The sequence below is a fragment of the Bacillus massilinigeriensis genome (assembly GCF_900117315.1).
In the GTDB taxonomy this organism is placed as follows: domain Bacteria; phylum Bacillota; class Bacilli; order Bacillales; family Cytobacillaceae; genus Bacillus_BE; species Bacillus_BE massilionigeriensis.
In genome coordinates this window covers 1,995,626-2,012,760 of the sequence record NZ_LT630337.1, presented here as the reverse complement: position 1 = coordinate 2,012,760, position 17,135 = coordinate 1,995,626, and the positions used below count along the sequence as shown (strand labels likewise).

The 17,135-nt window shown below is 36.7% G+C and carries 17 protein-coding genes and 1 pseudogene; 14 read left to right on the top strand and 4 right to left on the bottom strand.

The features are described 5' to 3' along the window. Positions 1-76: 76 nt before the first annotated feature. The gene (gene yhfH, locus BQ6100_RS09955) at positions 77-211 is read right to left on the bottom strand and encodes a protein YhfH (protein WP_075981518.1); all 135 of its coding nucleotides are present in this window, start codon (positions 209-211) and stop codon (positions 77-79) included. 245 nt (positions 212-456) lie between these two features. Between yhfH and BQ6100_RS09950 the strand changes: the two genes are divergently transcribed. From BQ6100_RS09950 to BQ6100_RS09940, 3 genes are all read left to right on the top strand, one after another. Further along, complete coding sequence (locus tag BQ6100_RS09950) at positions 457-1,191, top strand: MBL fold metallo-hydrolase (RefSeq protein ID WP_075981517.1); 735 nt, start codon at positions 457-459, stop codon at positions 1,189-1,191. A gap of 39 nt (positions 1,192-1,230) precedes the next feature. Further along, positions 1,231-2,220 carry a lipoate--protein ligase gene (locus tag BQ6100_RS09945; RefSeq protein WP_075981516.1) on the top strand — a complete coding sequence of 330 codons (990 nt, stop codon included), beginning with the start codon at positions 1,231-1,233 and terminating at the stop codon, positions 2,218-2,220. A 182-nt stretch (positions 2,221-2,402) separates the two neighbouring features. Further along, positions 2,403-3,968, top strand: a complete 1,566-nt coding sequence (locus tag BQ6100_RS09940; RefSeq protein WP_075981515.1) for a fatty acid--CoA ligase family protein — start codon at positions 2,403-2,405, stop codon at positions 3,966-3,968. Positions 3,969-4,038: 70 nt separating this feature from the next. Here the strand turns inward: BQ6100_RS09940 and BQ6100_RS09935 are convergent, their stop codons facing one another. Next, the gene (locus BQ6100_RS09935) at positions 4,039-4,590 is read right to left on the bottom strand and encodes a helix-turn-helix domain-containing protein (protein ID WP_075981514.1); all 552 of its coding nucleotides are present in this window, start codon (positions 4,588-4,590) and stop codon (positions 4,039-4,041) included. A gap of 148 nt (positions 4,591-4,738) precedes the next feature. Between BQ6100_RS09935 and BQ6100_RS09930 the strand changes: the two genes are divergently transcribed. The 3 genes from BQ6100_RS09930 (at position 4,739) to BQ6100_RS09920 (ending at position 7,188) form a co-directional block, all read left to right on the top strand. Next, positions 4,739-5,455, top strand: a complete 717-nt coding sequence (locus tag BQ6100_RS09930; protein WP_075981513.1) for an AzlC family ABC transporter permease — start codon at positions 4,739-4,741, stop codon at positions 5,453-5,455. Positions 5,456-5,457: 2 nt separating this feature from the next. Next, complete coding sequence (locus tag BQ6100_RS09925) at positions 5,458-5,763, top strand: AzlD domain-containing protein (RefSeq protein WP_075981512.1); 306 nt, start codon at positions 5,458-5,460, stop codon at positions 5,761-5,763. Between the two features lie 144 nt (positions 5,764-5,907). Further along, a complete protein-coding gene (locus BQ6100_RS09920) occupies positions 5,908-7,188 on the top strand; it encodes a M48 family metallopeptidase (protein WP_075981511.1) in 1,281 nt (426 codons plus the stop codon). Positions 7,189-7,238: 50 nt separating this feature from the next. Here the strand turns inward: BQ6100_RS09920 and BQ6100_RS09915 are convergent, their stop codons facing one another. Beyond that, a complete protein-coding gene (locus BQ6100_RS09915) occupies positions 7,239-7,475 on the bottom strand; it encodes an IDEAL domain-containing protein (protein ID WP_075981510.1) in 237 nt (78 codons plus the stop codon). Between the two features lie 188 nt (positions 7,476-7,663). Here BQ6100_RS09915 and BQ6100_RS09910 point away from each other — a divergent pair, with 188 nt between their 5' ends. Then, positions 7,664-8,212 (top strand): competence protein ComK, encoded by a 549-nt coding sequence (locus BQ6100_RS09910; protein WP_075981509.1) that lies wholly within the window; start codon positions 7,664-7,666, stop codon positions 8,210-8,212. A 46-nt stretch (positions 8,213-8,258) separates the two neighbouring features. Here BQ6100_RS09910 and BQ6100_RS09905 read toward each other — a convergent pair whose 3' ends face one another. Beyond that, positions 8,259-8,618 (bottom strand): hypothetical protein, encoded by a 360-nt coding sequence (locus BQ6100_RS09905; protein ID WP_075981508.1) that lies wholly within the window; start codon positions 8,616-8,618, stop codon positions 8,259-8,261. A 343-nt stretch (positions 8,619-8,961) separates the two neighbouring features. Here BQ6100_RS09905 and BQ6100_RS09900 point away from each other — a divergent pair, with 343 nt between their 5' ends. From BQ6100_RS09900 to BQ6100_RS09870, 7 genes and pseudogenes are all read left to right on the top strand, one after another. Further along, on the top strand, positions 8,962-9,900 hold the full coding sequence (locus tag BQ6100_RS09900) for an LCP family protein (protein ID WP_075981507.1): 939 nt from the start codon (positions 8,962-8,964) through the stop codon (positions 9,898-9,900). Between the two features lie 159 nt (positions 9,901-10,059). Then, positions 10,060-10,677: a TVP38/TMEM64 family protein gene (locus tag BQ6100_RS09895; protein ID WP_075981506.1), complete on the top strand. Its 618-nt coding sequence runs from the start codon at positions 10,060-10,062 to the stop codon at positions 10,675-10,677. Between the two features lie 36 nt (positions 10,678-10,713). Beyond that, the gene (lepB, locus tag BQ6100_RS09890) at positions 10,714-11,268 is read left to right on the top strand and encodes a signal peptidase I (protein ID WP_075981505.1); all 555 of its coding nucleotides are present in this window, start codon (positions 10,714-10,716) and stop codon (positions 11,266-11,268) included. Between the two features lie 126 nt (positions 11,269-11,394). Continuing rightward, positions 11,395-14,628, top strand: coding sequence for a BTAD domain-containing putative transcriptional regulator (locus BQ6100_RS09885; RefSeq protein ID WP_075981504.1), 3,234 nt, complete (start codon positions 11,395-11,397; stop codon positions 14,626-14,628). Between the two features lie 189 nt (positions 14,629-14,817). Next, on the top strand, positions 14,818-16,035 hold the full coding sequence (locus BQ6100_RS09880) for a substrate-binding domain-containing protein (protein WP_075981503.1): 1,218 nt from the start codon (positions 14,818-14,820) through the stop codon (positions 16,033-16,035). A 78-nt stretch (positions 16,036-16,113) separates the two neighbouring features. Beyond that, positions 16,114-16,890: an ABC transporter ATP-binding protein gene (locus BQ6100_RS09875; RefSeq protein ID WP_075981502.1), complete on the top strand. Its 777-nt coding sequence runs from the start codon at positions 16,114-16,116 to the stop codon at positions 16,888-16,890. Beyond that, positions 16,865-17,101, top strand: a pseudogene (locus BQ6100_RS09870) (ATP-binding cassette domain-containing protein); the annotation flags it as partial. The gene BQ6100_RS09875 and the pseudogene BQ6100_RS09870, both read left to right, overlap by 26 nt. Between the last annotated feature and the right edge of the window lie 34 nt (positions 17,102-17,135).

The window sequence follows — 17,135 nt, the reverse complement described above, 5'->3', positions numbered from 1 at the left end:
AAGGGTAGAGAAGTAGTAAATCTACTACTCTATACATGGAAATATTAAAAAAACGAGGTAACAAAATTAATAAAGCTCATAAATCAGTTAAGCCTAAACATGTATTGCATTTATCTCCGTAGCAGTCATGTTGCTCCTCAATGGGTTGACTACATTTAGAACATGGTTTAGCAGGTAAATTCTTGAAAAAATCAACGATACTTCCAAGCATGATTTTGCCTCCTGGGTGATGACATAAATGTGTATTCATACAGTTTTCGGTTGATTAAATTGTATTATAACAGTTATCCTCTGTCAATGTCTTTTTTCCCTATACAGAAAAAATATTCTCCCATTTTTTTCAATAAAGCAAAGTTGTAAACCCCTTATTCCATTTTTTCAATCATTAAAAATGAGAAATTTAGCACAATCTAGTATAGTAAGAGTAGGCCTTGACAGAAATGAGGAGGAGATATTGTGAAATTAACAATTATTGGTCATTGGGGAGGTTATCCAGAAGCGAATGAAGCAAGCTCAGGATATCTTCTTGAAGATAATGGATATTCCTTATTAATAGATTGTGGCAGTGGTGTATTATCAAAATTGCAAAATTTTATCCAGCCAGAAAATCTTGATGCAGGTATAATTTCCCATTATCACGCAGATCATATCGCTGATATCGGGGTGCTTCAGTATGCCCGTTTGATTAAAGGGTTCTTGGGTGTTGAAATGCAAAGCCTGCCTGTTTATGGTCACACAGAAGATCAACAGGAATTCAATAAATTATCCCATAAAAATATAATGACGGGTATCGCTTACGATCCGAATGTCCCGCTGCAATTAGGGCCATACACCGTTCGTTTTTTAAAAACAGACCATCCAGTCCCTTGCTATGCAATGAGATTTGAGAAGGATGGAAAAATCTTTGTCTATACAGCAGATACATCCTATAAAGCAGAATTAATACCATTTTGTAAGGATGCAGATTTGCTTTTATGCGAATGTAATTTTTATGGTGACCAGGATGGGAAGAATGCAGGCCATATGAATAGCTATGATTGTGGTAATTTAGCTGCTGAAGCAAATGTGAATAAATTAATCCTAACGCATCTACCTCATTACGGGGAATTAACAAGATTAAAGGAAGAAGCAGCTGAGAAGTATTCCGGTTCAATCGCCTTAGCATCACATGGGTTAACGATCGAGATTTAAGTGAAGAAAGATCATCAGCATAGAAAAGGGGATAGCTTTATGTTATTTATAGATAATCAGAATATTACAGATCCACGTATTAATTTAGCCATTGAGGAGTATGCATTAAAAAATTTAGATATTAATGAGACCTATTTGCTCTTCTATATAAATGAACCATCCATAATAATTGGAAAAAATCAAAATACCATTGAGGAAATTAATACGGAATATGTAGAGGAAAATGGAATTCATGTTGTAAGGAGACTTTCAGGAGGAGGAGCAGTCTATCACGATTTAGGGAATTTGAATTTTAGTTTTATCACAAAGGATGATGGGGAAAGCTTCCATAACTTTAGAAAGTTTACTGAGCCGGTTATCGAAGCTCTACATAAATTAGGAGTAAACGCTGAGTTAAGTGGAAGAAACGATATTGTTGTCGGCGGAAGGAAAATATCAGGAAATGCCCAATTCTCCACAAGAGGTCGAATGTTCAGTCATGGCACCCTAATGCTTGATTCCGAAATTGATAGTGTTGTTTCTGCTCTTAAGGTAAAAAAAGATAAAATTGAGTCAAAGGGAATTAAATCGGTTCGAAGTCGTGTGGCAAATATCTCAGAATTTCTTCCTGAAAAAATCTCTATTGAAGAGTTTCGTAGTCTTTTACTAAAGAGTATTTTCCATGATAGTAAAGATATCCCACAGTATCATTTAACGGATGAAGATTGGAAGAACATCCACGAGCTTTCGAAGCAACGTTATCAAAACTGGGATTGGAATTATGGTAGGTCACCAAAATTTAATCTCCAAAATTCGCACCGTTTCCCAGTAGGACAAATTGATATTAGACTAGAAGTGAACAAAGGGATTATCGAAAATTGTAAAATTTATGGTGATTTCTTTGGGGTGGGGGATGTTAGTGATATTGAGCAAAGATTAATTGGTTTACGTTATGAGAAAAATGAATTAGAACAAGGAATAGAGGATTTGGATATTAATTACTATTTTGGAAATATTTCTAAAGAGGATTTCTTAAACTTATTCTACTAGTCACCATTCAGGGATCAGTTGGCCCAAAGCCTTCAGATCCTTTTTTTTTATGCATAAAATTGTGAAAATTCATTCTTGTTAGCGTTTTCTATTGAAGTATCAATTTTCTTTCAATATAATGTATTTAGAAAATTTTTTATAATGGTGAATGAACATTCATTCAAAAACAAAGGGGTGGAAGGATGAATATTTCGTCTCAGCTGCATGAGACAGCGAAAATTAAGGCTGGAAAGCCAGCATATTACTTTATGGGACAATCTAGTACTTATGCTGAATTGGATGGGGCAGTTACAAAACTAGCATCAGGGTTAGAGCAATTAGGGGTCAAAAAAGGGGATCATATTGCATTACTATCAGGAAACTCACCGTTTTTCGTTATCGCTTTATATGGGGCTTTAAGGCTTGGGGCAACGGTTATACCAGTGAATCCCATTTATACTCCAGATGAAATTGGATACATCATTAACAATGGGGATGTTAAAGTTGTATTAGGACTTGATTTACTAGTTCCGTTATTCGAAAAAATGCACCAAGCACTTCCAAAAGTAGAGCAGTTCGTTATTTTTGAAACCCCACAGGGGAAAGAGGCTCAAGGAAATCTAGATATAACCGCTTTAAGTGTTTTTCCTAAGTTAAAGTCATTCTCCGATGTCATCGCTTCAGGAGATTTAAGCTACGTTGGTCCAGAATTAGACGAAGATGATAATGCGATTATTTTGTATACTTCTGGTACTACTGGAAAACCAAAAGGGGCCATGCTTACTCATAAAAATATCTACAGCAATGCAAAAGATGTTGGGGAATACCTCAGAATGAATGAGGATGACCGTGTCATTGCTACTCTTCCGATGTTCCATGTTTTTTGTTTAACCGTTGCATTAAATGCACCTCTCATGATGGGAGCTACCGTCTTAATTGATCCAAAATTTAGTCCAAAGGAAATTTTTAGGCTTGCAAAAGAATATAAGTCTACTGTGTTTGTTGGTGTACCAACTATGTATAACTTCCTTTATCAGTACAGTGAAGGAAATCCACAAGATTTTGAATCTATAAGATTATGTATTTCTGGTGGCTCGGCCTTACCTGTTGCTTTATTAGAGAATTTTGAGAGAAAGTTTAAAGTAATGATTTCTGAAGGCTATGGATTATCGGAAGCTGCACCTGTTACTTGCTTCAATCCATTAGACCGTCCAAGAAAACCGGGCTCTATTGGAACCTCTATTATCCATGTGGAAAATAAGGTAGTTGATGAGCTAGGGGAAGAGGTTCCTGTAGGACAAGCAGGTGAATTAATTGTTCGTGGTCCAAACGTTATGAAGGGCTATTATAAAATGCCAGAGGAATCCGCTGCAACTATACGTGATGGCTGGCTGTATACAGGCGATATGGCAAGAATGGATGAGGATGGTTATTTCTATATTGTTGATCGTAAAAAGGATTTAATCATTGTCGGTGGCTACAATGTTTATCCTCGCGAAGTAGAGGAAGTTTTCTATAATCATCCTGATATTGTGGAGGTTGCAGTACTAGGAATACCAGACCCAAATCAAGGCGAAGTGGTTAGTTGCTTTGTTGTGAGCAAAAATCCTGAATTAACTGAGGAACAACTGATTGAATATTGTAAGGAGCATCTAGCAAAATATAAGATTCCAAAAACGATTGAGTTTTTAGAGGAATTGCCAAAAAATACAACCGGTAAGATTTTAAGAAGAGCATTAAAAGATAAAGTGTTGCAAGAAACAAAATAAGAAGAAAAAAGTTAAGGAGACTATTTCCGCTTTGTGCATGGCACCTACTGGAATAAAGTCTCCTTATCTTTTAGGGATAGTACATGACTAACTGATAAACTGCTAATTCTTCATTTAGGCTTCTATAGGTGTGCTCTTGATTGGCGGAAAATCGAATGGAGTCCCCGTTTTTTACACAGTATTTTTCTTTACCAATGGTAACTTCAAGAGTTCCTACAGTAACGGTAATATACTCCTCCACGCCTTCATTATGTTTCTCAGAGAGATGAGTGTATCCTGGTTCTAATTCGATGGTGAATATTTCAAACTTCCTTCTAGGGTCAAAGGGGAAAATCGGATATACTCTGTAAAAATTACCCGAATCCATAATAGGACAAATTTTATCTTTTTCTACAAACAAGACTCTTGCATTGGTGTCATTGATTAAGGAAGAAAAGGAAACCTGGAGGCCCGTTGCCATTTTCCATAGAGTTGTTACGGTTGGATTGGATTCTCCTCGTTCAATTTGCCCAAGCATCGCCTTACTAACTCCTGTTAATTGTGCGGTTTGATCTAAGCTATACCCACGTAATCGCCGTAAATCCTTTAGGTTTTCTCCAATATTCTTTTGAATATTACTCATTTTTTTCCTCCAAGGTGATTGTATAATATAACGCACGTATATATAATATAGTATACAAACTAGTAAATTGTAAATTTTCAATTTTTATTATCACTTATATGAGTAAAAAGATAAAGATACAATTTGAAAGCTGGTAAGGAGTGGTTATGTGGCAGAGTTAGTCGTATCGAATCAAAACTCTGAGTTTAAGAAGGGGCTACAGTCAGGAGTTAGTATAGGAATTGGCTATTTTCCTATTGCAATTACATTTGGCTTACTAGCAAAAACAACAGGGCTCACCATTACGGAAACGATATTAATGAGTATGATTGTTTTTGCTGGGGCCTCACAATATATGTCTTTAACTCTCTTAACCTTAGGAACGGGAACCTTTGAAATCATTTTAACAACCTTTATCGTGAATATTCGACATTTTTTAATGTCGGCTGCATTAAATGAAAAGTCGGAAGAGGATCGGACGCTCCATAAGGTTCTCTATTCTTTTGGGCTAACTGATGAAACTTTTTCTGTTGCTGCTACAAGAGATGAAAAGGTAACAGCAGGCTATATGATAGGTCTAAATCTCGTAGCCTACTCAAGCTGGGTAGTGAATTCTGGATTGGGTCACTTAATAGGGGCAAACCTGCCTCAAACCCTGCAGGAAAGCATGTCTGTTGCCCTTTATGCGATGTTTATAGGGTTATTGGTCCCATCCATGAAAACGGGTATAAAGGTTGTCTATTTAGCAGTATTAGCTGCAATCTTTAATACGATTTTTACAATGACAGGGATTTTATCCACTGGCTGGGCAATTGTTACAGCCACTTTATTATCAGCAATTATTGTTGAAGGAATTGAATCCTTGAAGCCTAAAGAGGGGGAGTAGTCTTGAATAAAGAGGTTATTTGGATGATTATTGGAATGGGTGTCGTTACCTATCTTCCTAGAATGCTTCCTTTCGTTCTGTTTAAGGGAAAGGAGCTCCCGTCATTTCTTCAAGGGGTTTTGAAGAATGTCCCATTTGCGACATTAGGGGCACTTATCTTTCCAGGAGTATTATTTATCCAAGATGATATTTGGTACGGGTTATTAGGTGCTGCAGCTGCTTTTCTTCTTGCCTTTTTTGGGGTGAACGTAATAGTCGTTGTTTTAGGATCCATTGCTGTCTTAGCGATGTATTCCTTCTTGTGGTGACAGGCACCATCCAATATTTGGATGGTGCCTGTCACCTTTTATGTTCTAAATATTTATTTTTTAACTACACTATTATTAAAGGTTGTACAATAAATTTAATTCCTCATATGTAAGGAAGGGATATTGGAATTAGGGGGGAATGAAGTGGCTCGTAAAATTGGCTTTTATGGAATACTTGCTTACATAATATATGGGCTTTTTATCTATTGGTACTTATATTATTTCGCTGATACGAGCATGCCGTTTGAGTATGAAGGAACAAAAGCAGATCCTTCCACCTTTTTAAATGGTAGAGAGCTTATGCTAAGTGAGGACTACTCTAAAATTCGAAATTTATTGTTTTTCTTATCTACTCCATTAGAATGGCTTTTCTACCTATTAATAATAATTACTGGGTTATCAAAGGCGTTCAAGAGATGGGCAGAACAATCGACAAAATATAAGATTTTAAAAACGTCAATTTATGTGATTTGGCTTTCCTTTTTTGCCTATGTGTTCACTTTTCCATTAAGCTATCTCAGTTACTCATTGTCCAAAAGCTATCATATTTCAACCCAATCCTTCCCTTCTTGGATGAAGGATGAACTAATTGATTTTTGGCTAAATTATGGGATGATGTTCATTATTGTTTCAGTACTTTATTGGTTAATCAAAAGGAGCAAAAAGCGTTGGTGGCTGTATGCTTGGCTATTATCCATTCCGTTTACGCTATTCACCATGTTCATCCAACCAGTTGTGATTGATCCGCTTTATAATGATTTTTACCCTTTGAAAAATAAAGAACTGGAATCGAAGATATTAGATTTAGCTGGCAAAGCAAATATCCCTGCGGATCATGTATTTGAAGTGGATATGTCGGAGAAAACCAATTCTTTAAATGCCTATGTGACAGGTATTGGTTCTAATTCACGAATTGTTTTATGGGATACGACATTGAATCGTTTAAATGATGATCAAATTTTGTTTATCATGGCACATGAAATGGCTCATTACGTGGAAAAGCATCTTTACTTTGGCATAGCAGGGTATTTATTGTTATCGTTTTTTGGACTATATATTATTTACCGTTTAGTTAATTTCTTGGTCAGCCGCTATGGAGAGGTATTAAAAATCCCTGCGGTTGGTGATATCCGTTCCTTTCCACTTATATTAATGCTGTTATCAATGTTGATGTTTGCTGCGAGCCCACTTTCTAATTTTGTCTCGCGTTATCAAGAGATGAGGGCTGACAGATATGCCATTCATATGACGGATCATCCAAATGAAGCAATCACGGCATTTCAAGAGCTGACAAGAGCTGGACTTAGTCAGGTGAACCCGCCGTTACTTGTGAAGATTTTTCGCTATACCCATCCAACCATGCTCGAGCGGATTGCTATGCTTGAAGACTATGAATTAGAAAAGCGTAAGCAGGACCAGAAATAATACCAATAAAAATCCCTCCTAAATATCAGGAGGGATTTTATTGGTTAGAGTTATGTGCCAAATCGCCTAATCAGTTCTTTATATTCCTTAGCTAGCTGGTTAAAGGTTTCTCTGTTATAGTCATCAAGCGCTTTGTCAATTTTTTTTAGGAGCTTTTCTTTTTCAGAGTGAAGTTGAATTTCGGATAAGAGCATCTCAATGTATAAATCCAATACATATGATTCCCTACTTTTCTGATTTTTCATTGTAGCGGCTTTTACAGGTCCAGAATGGGATTTTTCCTTCATGAAATTCACCCCAGTGCTTTTTAATATTATATGGGGGAATTCTCGATTATTAACAAGATTTTACCGATTTTTCTGAAAAATAGTTTGCGTGATTTGTAATTGTGAAAAATTTTTGAATTATTTCTATTTATTAGAATATTTGGAAATTAAATGTTAAAATAATAAAAAATACTAAAGAGGTGAAATAAATGGATATTGAATTCAATGAAAAGGGAAGGAAAATGATCAATGAGGATTATGAGATTAGCCCATCCACAATGGCAATTGTTCCCCATCCCTATGGGAGTAGATTGTATTCAAAAATCTATGAATATGATCGGGAATTTATCTCACCCTTAAAACCAATGGATATTATTAAAAAAAGCTGCCGGTTCTTCGGAGTTAGCTATGAAGGCAGAAAAGAGGGAACCAAGGAGCTTCTTGGCTTTTCACATAAGCTTCCCATCGCTGTCGAACCAACCAACTCCATTTATTTTTTTCCAACTAGTTCTCCCACTAAGTCTCATTGTATATGGATTTCTCTCGAACATGTTAAGAAGGTTCAACGTGTCGATCGCAATCAGTCAATGATAATCTTTCAGAATGATAAAACAATAACTATACCGGTCTCTACAAGTTCATTTAACAATCAGCTTTATCGTACCTCTATGTTGAGAACAAAGCTCGCTCAAAGAATTGCTGAAACCGAAAGAAAAGCGTTTTATATGCTACATAAACCGAATTATTCAAAGGAATAAATAAAGGTTAAACAAAAGTAGAAGGAATAGGAGAGAATCATACTTCTTAAACTGTTTTGTTGAAGAAATAGTGCTCCATTAACTCCTGAACCTTATTGCGGATTCTTGGATTGAAATAATTATGATGCTCCTCATACCCTTTGTATAAAAACAAAAACATGGTAAAGGCTTCATCATGATTAATTTGATGTACCTCCAGTTTGTTTTTTTTCATGTATTGCTTAACCTTTCTTAGTTCTGATTGAATCTCCTTCATTATTTGCTCAATTAAATCTAGGTATGGTTTTTTTATTTTAAACGGGCTATTGTTAATGATTAAGAGATCACGTTCAAGAACCTTGAGAAGCATTGGCAAGTAAATCGCTTGCTCCATAATATTTCTGTCGTCATCAGGTATTCGGGTCATTTTCTCGTTGCTCCTTTTTTATAAATTAGGAACATTTGTTCGTATTAATCATACGAAAAATAAATGATAATTTCAATCCCTATGTACATAATTTTTTTCCACTGACATTTTTTCATGGGTATAAAAATAATTATGAATCGTTAGAGGTGAAAAAAATTCCCCTCTTTTTTTGTGTTTTCTTTAAAAATTAAATATTCGCCTATACTGATAATAGAAATCTACATTCTTTTCTGATAATCTAAGCATGAATGTAAAATATTATAAATAACGAAACTTTCTTGATAAAAATATAGTCATATTATGTAGAATTATTAACTTTTTGAATATGGAAGGAAAATGAAGTATGGGACGACAACAATATCAAAAGCAAAGAAAGAAAACGAAAAAAAAGAGATGGAAAACGGTATTACTCGTTTTACTTCTAATCATTGGTGGCGCATTGGCTTATTCTTATTATCAATATAGACAAGGTGTTTCACAATCAACAAAAAAAGCTGATATAGATAAACAAGAATATAGTTTTAACGGGTCTAAGGACCAATATGGAGGTATTAATATCCTCCTACTTGGAAGCGATGCAAGGGGAAAGGAAAAATCACGCGCAGATACGATTATGGTTGCACAGTACCATCCAGAAAAGAAGACATATAAGCTCATTTCTATTATGAGAGATTCTTATGTTAGTATCCCTGGCCATGGAAATAATCGAATTAACACAGCTTTTGCCTATGGTGGGCCTGAATTACTTCGCCAGACAATTAAGGAAAACTTCGATATTGATTTGCAATATTATTCCATTATTGATTTTGAAGGTTTTGTTCAACTGATTGATGAAGCATTTCCAAATGGTGTTGAGGTAGATGTTGAAAAGGAAATGTCAACAAATATAGGCGTCACAATAAAGCCTGGCCTGCAGCGTTTAGATGGAAAGCATCTTTTAGGTTATGTACGCTTTAGACATGATGCTATAGGAGACTTTGGTAGGGTTGAAAGACAGCAAAAAGTGGTAAAAGAGGTAGCTAGTGAACTTACAAGCCTTCAAACGATTCCGAAGCTTCCTAAATTAGTTGGAGTGGTTACCCCGTTTATTAATACAAATATGAGCACAGGCAATATGCTATACATCGGTAAGGATTTTCTTTCCGAGAAGAATCGAGATATCGAAACACTAAGAGTTCCTGTTGATGGAAGCTACGCAAATGAGAATATTAATGGTGCAGCGGTGTTGTCAGTCGATTTAGAAAAGAATAAGGAAGCCATCCACAATTTCCTTGCCAAATAAAGTGTGTTACCGTTCTCTTTTCTAAAAACAAGGTGTACAATAAAATAAAGCAATAAGAGCAATCAGTACATTTGCTGATTGCTCTTATAAAAATGAGATTACCAATACTTATCAATAGTAAAAGTAAATATCATAGCTGTATAAACGAGGAGATTTCTCATGGATTTTGAATTAATCAAAGAGTGGTTCACGTTGGAAAATGTCATGGAATTGATTGAGGATTACCGATCGTTTGGGCCTATTCCGGGAATTTTACTTCCAGTTCTAGAAGCATTTCTCCCATTTCTCCCGTTAGTATTATTTGTCATGGCGAATGCGAATGCATTTGGATTATGGCTTGGCTTTTGCATATCTTGGGTTGGGGCCTGTGGAGGAGCTATTCTTGTTTTTCTAATAATCAGAAGGTTTGGTCAGAAGAGAATACTTCTGTTTTTAAAAAAACACCCCCAAGTTCAAAAATTCATGTCATGGGTTGAGCGACATGGATTTGGACCACTCTTTATATTATTGTGTTTCCCATTTACTCCATCAGCCATCGTGAATATTGTTGCTGGACTTTCTAAAATAAGTATTGCACAATATATGTTAGCTGTTTTCACTGGGAAAATGGTGATGATTTTCACAATAAGTTTCGTTGGCTATGATATTCAATCATTAGTGACAAAACCAATTCGAACAGCAATTGTTGCAGTCGTCATTGTTCTCTTATGGTTTATAGGAAAGAGAATTGAGATTAGAATGAACTCCATAATAGAGAAAGAAAAACAAAGAGGCTAGGTGAATATCTAGAGGGGTGTTCGGGGGAGATTGAACTTGGAAAGTAAAATAAAAAAAGAGAGTATCGAATGGGTAAAGGCGTTTGTCATTGGATTGATTATTTTTGTATTTATACGTGCCTTTTTCTTTTCTAATTATGAAGTGGAGGGAGAGTCGATGAAGCCGACTCTCGAGGATGGCAATAAGCTGGTTGTAAACAAAATTGGCTATCACATTGGAGATCTGCATCGATTTGATGTCATCGTGTTCCATGCGAGTAAAGAAGAGGATTATGTAAAAAGAATTATTGGTCTACCCGGCGACAAAATAGAATATCGTAAGGATCAGTTATATATCAACGGAAAAAAATTTGCTGAACCTTATTTAGGGAAATATGGAAATCAACCTTTTAGAGTGAGCCTGACTGAGGATTTTACCTTGTTTGAATTAACAGGAAAAAATACGGTTCCAGAGGGAAAGCTCTTCGTTTTAGGTGATAATCGACTTGAAAGCTATGATAGCAGAAGATTTGGATTTATAGACGTGAATCAGGTAGTAGGGAAAGTAAATCTAAGATACTGGCCATTGGATCATATGGAGATGTCGTTTTGACAAAGAAAGGGTGTCAGGCTAGGTGCCAGGCACCCTTTCTTTGTCAATATCCAAAATCCATTTTCATCCAAATCCCAATCATTCTATGATAAAATAAGAGAAAAGATGAAAAATAAGGGGGATGCGATGAATAGACCAATGCCTGTGATCATGACAAAGCTATTGGTACCAAAGGTGAGAGTTGAAGCAATTCGGCGTAGCAAGCTAACGAGGAAAATGAAAACCCTTTCTAACTACCCGTTAACCATCATCCATTCAGGGGCAGGTTATGGAAAAAGCACAGCATTAGCTCTTTATGTATCAGATGAAAAACAAAAATGTTGTTGGTATTCCATTTCATCATCAGATGATGACATACTGCCTTTTTTAACATACTTAATCTCATCCATACAAACAGTTATTCCTTCATTTGGAAAAGATCTCCTACATTATGTAAAAGAAATCGATCGATATATCCGAGAAGATGAAATCAACCTTCTTTGTTCAATCTTTATTAATGAAATGACATTAATTGATGATAATGTAATGGTGATATTAGATGATTATCATCAAATAGAGCATTCCTATACCGTTAACAGATGGATGGAAAAGCTGCTTGAATATATTCCAGCGAACTTTCATTTAATTGTTTCAAGCAGAAGCCGCCCAGCTTGGAAGCATCTAACAAAAATGAAGGTACAAAATCAATTGCTTGAGATTACGAAGAATGACTTAGTGCTTACGAAAGACGAGGTAGAGCTCTTACTTACAGATTATTATGATGTATCGGTAAATGAGGATGACCTTACTCGCATCTTTGAAATAACAGAAGGCTGGATTATTGCTTTAGGAATGATAGCTCAACAGATACCGTATAATAATGATTTTGATGATTGGTTAGGTCATTCATCTACAACCCTGCAGGAGCTATTTCAATACTTAGCACTTGAGGTTTTTATGAAGCAGCCACCGCTAATTCAGCAATTTTTAGAGCAGTCCAGCGTTATTGAAATTATGGATGAAGTCATTTGTGATATTGTACTTGGAATAAAAGGATCTTCCGCCATGCTAGAGCAGCTCGTGGAGAGAAATCTGTTTATTCAGAAAATAGGAGAAAGACAATATCGATATCATGCATTATTTAAAGACTTTTTAGAAAAGCAATTAAAGGAAAACCACCCTAAAAGATATATCCTGCTTCACGAAAGAAGCGCACGCCACTTTGAACAAAACCTTCAATGGGAGGAAGCTCTTCATCATTATGAAAAGATCAATCAAACAAAAGCAGTAGCATCACTTCTAAGTGACATCGGGGGGAAGCTTCTAGAAAGTGGAAAGCTCGAAAATTTATATGAACGATTGAAGAATGTTCCAACTAATGAAAAGAATCAGTATTATTCTCTATGGTTATTAGAGGGGGAGGTTCTTCGATACCGCTCCTCTTATGAGGAAGCTGAAAAATGCTATGATTTCTCCATTGCTGCTGCTGAGAGTAATCAGGACTATCTAGAGGTAAGCAAAGCATTAGAAGGAAAGGCCAAAATCTATTTAGATACAATTCAGCCTTATAGAGCAGAAAGACTATTATATCAAGCAATCAAAATTCGTGAAGATATTGGGCACAAATCAAACCTGGAAATTGGCTCACTTTATCAGTTGTTAGCTGAAAACCTCATTAATTCGGGACAAGCAAAAAAGGCTGAAAAATGGATTGAGCGGGCTAAATCCTTAAAGGTCCCTTTGAAGGATAGTAATTTAGAGGCTCGACTTTATTTAAGGACAGGAAGATTTGAGAAAGCGAAAAATATTTTGATTGGCTCGAAAAAGGATCAAAAAAATGAGGCCTCTCATCTACCACAATCCCATCGGGAAACAGACCTACTTCTTTCGTTGATTGAGTCATTTTCTGGAAATGGGAATGATGCAAAGTCGCTTGCGCAAGCAGGAATTCAACTTGGAATGAAGACTGAATCCCCATTTGTTGAAGCGTGCGGGTGGATTAGAATGGGGCATGCCGTTCAAATTCTTAACCATTATGATTTACCTTTAGCGATTGAATGCTATGAAACGGCTTTAAAGATGATGGATCGAATCCATGTTGATCGAGGAAAGGCAGAGCCATTAATGGGACTTTGTGTTTTGTATGGCTGCAAAGGTGAATATGAAAAGGCCATTGAGGCTGGAAATAAAGCATTACAAGAAACAGAAAAGGTGAAGGATATCTGGTTAGCAGCCTTAATTACACTATGCATCAGCATTTCGCAACTGTACAATCGCAAGTTTCTAGAAGCGGAACAATCTTTGAACAAAACGATTGAAATGTTCTTACAATGCCAGGACGAATACGGTCTGACTTTAAGTTATTTTTGGCAAGCCCATTTATCCTATGTGATGAAAGAAAAGGAAGCATTTAAGGAACAAATGACCTTATTTTTAAAGCATGTTCAACTAGGAGAATATGACTCGATTTTTTATAAAAGAACGATATTTGGTCCGAGAGATTTACAAATGTTTGCCCCATTATTAATTGAGGCATCTAAACAGAATATATTTCCTCATTATGTGTTAAAGCTTCAGCAGCATTTGAATCTGACAAAGTTAGAGTCGCATCCTGGATTCACCTTAAGGATTCAAACCTTAGGTGCCTTTCGGGTATGGTTGGGGGGTAAAGAAGTTGAAGAGAGGGATTGGCAGCGGGGAAAAGCAAAGGAGCTTCTCCAGTTATTTGTCACGAAGCAAGGCCAGCTACTTTCAAAGGAGGATATTATAGAAATACTCTGGCCCAGGCAGGATGGAGGAAATGCTTCAAGGGATTTCAAGGTGGCACTCAATGCTTTAAATAATGCCCTAGAGCCTGGAAGAAAGGCAAGATCAGTTCCGTTCTTTATTATCAGAGATGGAAGCTCATACGGTATCAATCAGCAAATCAGTATCGAACTTGATTCAACGGTATTTGAAGAATGGATTCAAACAGGGCTTGAAGAAAAGAATCAAGAAAAATCAATGGCCTATTTAAAAAGGGGGCTTGAATTGTATAAGGGAAATTATTTACCCGATCGAAAATATGATGATTGGTGTCTACACGCAAGGGAAAAATTATTGGTCTTTTTTTTAAGAGGGGCTGAGAGGCTAGCACAGCTTAGTGTTAGAGTAGAAGAGTACGATCAAGCTATTTACTGGTGTGAGAGAATCATTGAAAGGGATTCAACATGGGAGGAAGCCTACCGGTTAATGATGTTCTGCTATTATCGGAAAAATAATCGCCCTTTCGCCATCAAATGGTATCGAAAATGCTGTAAAGTTCTTGAACAGGAATTAGGAGTTGACCCCCTAGAACCGACACAACATATGTATGAAATGATTATGCATTCTCAAGTATAGCCTGACCTTTAAGATGCACCAGCATCTTTAGGTCAGGCTTTTTTGTTCTTTAATCAATAAAGAGTTGTTCTCTTTCAATGATGACTTCCTTCAGCATGTAACTGATTTGTAACTGGCCAGATTTAAGATGATAACAAGGAGTGAGCAATAAGCTTACTTTTATTCAAATGAATATGAGGGGGAAAAGAGATGAAATCATCTTCACGCATGATTGCCTTTCTTAGCTTTATGGTCTTCATCATGATTTTTACAAGTGCGTGCAGCTCAGAAAAATCAAGCAAAGGTAAAAGTGAGTCAAAGGATCCGATTAAAATTGGTGTTCTTGCCTCACAAACTGGTGCATTAGAGTCCTATGGAAAGCAAACTCTTCGTGGTTTTGAGCTAGGCTTAGATTATGCAACTGATGGTACAAATGAGGTTGCCGGTCGCAAAATTGAGTTTATCGTAGAAGACACGGAAACAAAGCCAGAGGTAGCGGTTCAAAAGGCTACAAAGCTTTTAGAAGAAGATGAGGTTGATTTCTTAGTTGGTTCTTCAAGCTCTGGTGATACGCTAGCAGTTTTACCACTAGCAGAGGAGTATGAAAAAATTATGGTTGTTGAACCTGCAGTGGCAGATAGTATTACAGGATCTGAGTTTAATAAGTACATCTTCCGTACAGCACGAAACTCCTCACAGGATGCAGTTGCTGGAGCAGCAGCGATAGCAAAGGAAGGGGTTAAAATCGCGACACTCGCACCTGATAATTCGTTTGGTCGGGATGGAGTTGCAGCATTTAAAGAAAGCGCTTTAAAACTCGGAGCAGAATTAGTTCACGAAGAATATGCCGATCCTGTCGCAACTGACTTTACTTCTAATGTCCAAAAAATCATTGATAAAAAGCCAGATTATTTATTTGTGATTTGGGCTGGTGCAAATACCCCTTGGAACCAGATTGCAGATATGAAAGTTCAAGAAATGGGAATTAAGATATCTACAGGTGCACCTGATATTGCAGCTCTTAACACGATGGCACCATTAATTGGTATGGAAGGATTTTCGGTCTATTACCATGACCTACCAAAAAATGAAATTAATGATTGGCTTGTTACTGAGCATAAGAAGCGTTTTAACAATGAACTTCCAGATCTATTTACACCTGGGGGAATGAGTGCAGCGATTTCCATTGTTGAGGCCCTTAAGAAAACAGAGGGTAAGACAGATGTCGATAAATTGATTACAGCTATGGAAGGGATGAGCTTTGAGACTCCTAAAGGAAAAATGACCTTCCGTGCGGATGACCATCAAGCATTGCAGGCCCTTTATGCCATCAAGCTAGAGAAAAAAGAGGGGGTTGACTATCCAGTTCCTGTATTAATCCGTGAATTAACACCAGAAGAAACTGCCCCTCCAGTGAGGAATAAATAGTAGGAGACGGATGGGGTCTACCAAAAATAATTGGTCGGCCCCATTTTTATAGGAAGAATTATATAGGTGGTGAGCATGATGAGTTCTTGCTTAGAAACAAAAGACTTAACCATTGCCTTCGGAGGGCATATGGCAGTAGATTCAGTCAATATTTCAGTTCCAAAAAATCATTTTAAATCCATTATTGGACCAAATGGAGCAGGAAAAACCACTTTTTTTAACCTTTTAAGTGGTCAATTGACCCCAACCAGTGGACATATATTTTTTGAAGGAGAGGAGATTACCAAGCTTTCCCCAACAAAAAGAACAAGAAGGGGAATTGGACGCTCCTTTCAGATTACCAATGTATTTCCAAACTTGACGGTGATTGAAAATGTAAGATTAGCTGTTCAATCACAGGCAGGAATCCGTTACAAAATGTTGACCCATTATCAAAAGTATAAGCAGCTTGAGGAAAAAGCTCATGAATGGCTTGAAATGGTTTTACTAGATACGAAAAGAAATACATTGGCTAAAAATTTAGCTCATGGAGAAAAGAGAAAATTAGAAATCGCCATGCTGCTTGCATTAAATACTAAGGTTATTTTGCTTGATGAACCAACTGCAGGGATGTCTCTAGAAGAGGTTCCTGCCATTTTGGAGGTTATTAGAAGGATAAAGGAAAAGGGTGACCGGACCATCCTATTAATCGAGCACAAGATGGATATGATTTTGGATCTGTCCGACTCAGTGATGGTTTTATTTAATGGGGCATTGCTTGCTGACGGAACACCAGAAGAAATTATGAAAAATGAAACCGTACAGTCCGCTTATTTAGGAGGTCATTTTGATGAGCGTACAGTTAAAAGTGAATGAAATAGAAACATATATTGGCCAGTTTCATATTCTCCAAGGAGTGTCATTTGAGGTGAACAAAGGAGAAGTAACGGTTCTTCTTGGTCGAAATGGTGCTGGGAAAACTACGACTTTAAGAACCATCATGGGGTTAAACCCAGCCTCAAAAGGGTTAATTGAGTATAACGGTGAAGAAATCCAAGACTTACCAACCTATACTATTGCTCAAAGACCTGCGGTAATATGTCAACCAAAAGATAATTAGT

What these genes read in the sequence shown, in the direction of transcription:
- BQ6100_RS09940 (WP_075981515.1), top strand. Translation starts at nt 2,403, where the DNA reads ATGAATATTTCGTCTCAGCTGCATGAGACAGCGAAAATTAAGGCTGGA.
- BQ6100_RS09945 (WP_075981516.1), top strand. Translation starts at nt 1,231, where the DNA reads ATGTTATTTATAGATAATCAGAATATTACAGATCCACGTATTAATTTA.
- BQ6100_RS09900 (WP_075981507.1), top strand. Translation starts at nt 8,962, where the DNA reads ATGGGACGACAACAATATCAAAAGCAAAGAAAGAAAACGAAAAAAAAG.
- BQ6100_RS09905 (WP_075981508.1), bottom strand. Translation starts at nt 8,618, where the DNA reads ATGACCCGAATACCTGATGACGACAGAAATATTATGGAGCAAGCGATT.
- BQ6100_RS09910 (WP_075981509.1), top strand. Translation starts at nt 7,664, where the DNA reads ATGGATATTGAATTCAATGAAAAGGGAAGGAAAATGATCAATGAGGAT.
- BQ6100_RS09885 (WP_075981504.1), top strand. Translation starts at nt 11,395, where the DNA reads ATGAATAGACCAATGCCTGTGATCATGACAAAGCTATTGGTACCAAAG.
- yhfH (WP_075981518.1), bottom strand. Translation starts at nt 211, where the DNA reads ATGCTTGGAAGTATCGTTGATTTTTTCAAGAATTTACCTGCTAAACCA.
- BQ6100_RS09935 (WP_075981514.1), bottom strand. Translation starts at nt 4,590, where the DNA reads ATGAGTAATATTCAAAAGAATATTGGAGAAAACCTAAAGGATTTACGG.
- BQ6100_RS09875 (WP_075981502.1), top strand. Translation starts at nt 16,114, where the DNA reads ATGAGTTCTTGCTTAGAAACAAAAGACTTAACCATTGCCTTCGGAGGG.
- BQ6100_RS09880 (WP_075981503.1), top strand. Translation starts at nt 14,818, where the DNA reads ATGAAATCATCTTCACGCATGATTGCCTTTCTTAGCTTTATGGTCTTC.
- BQ6100_RS09895 (WP_075981506.1), top strand. Translation starts at nt 10,060, where the DNA reads ATGGATTTTGAATTAATCAAAGAGTGGTTCACGTTGGAAAATGTCATG.
- BQ6100_RS09915 (WP_075981510.1), bottom strand. Translation starts at nt 7,475, where the DNA reads ATGAAGGAAAAATCCCATTCTGGACCTGTAAAAGCCGCTACAATGAAA.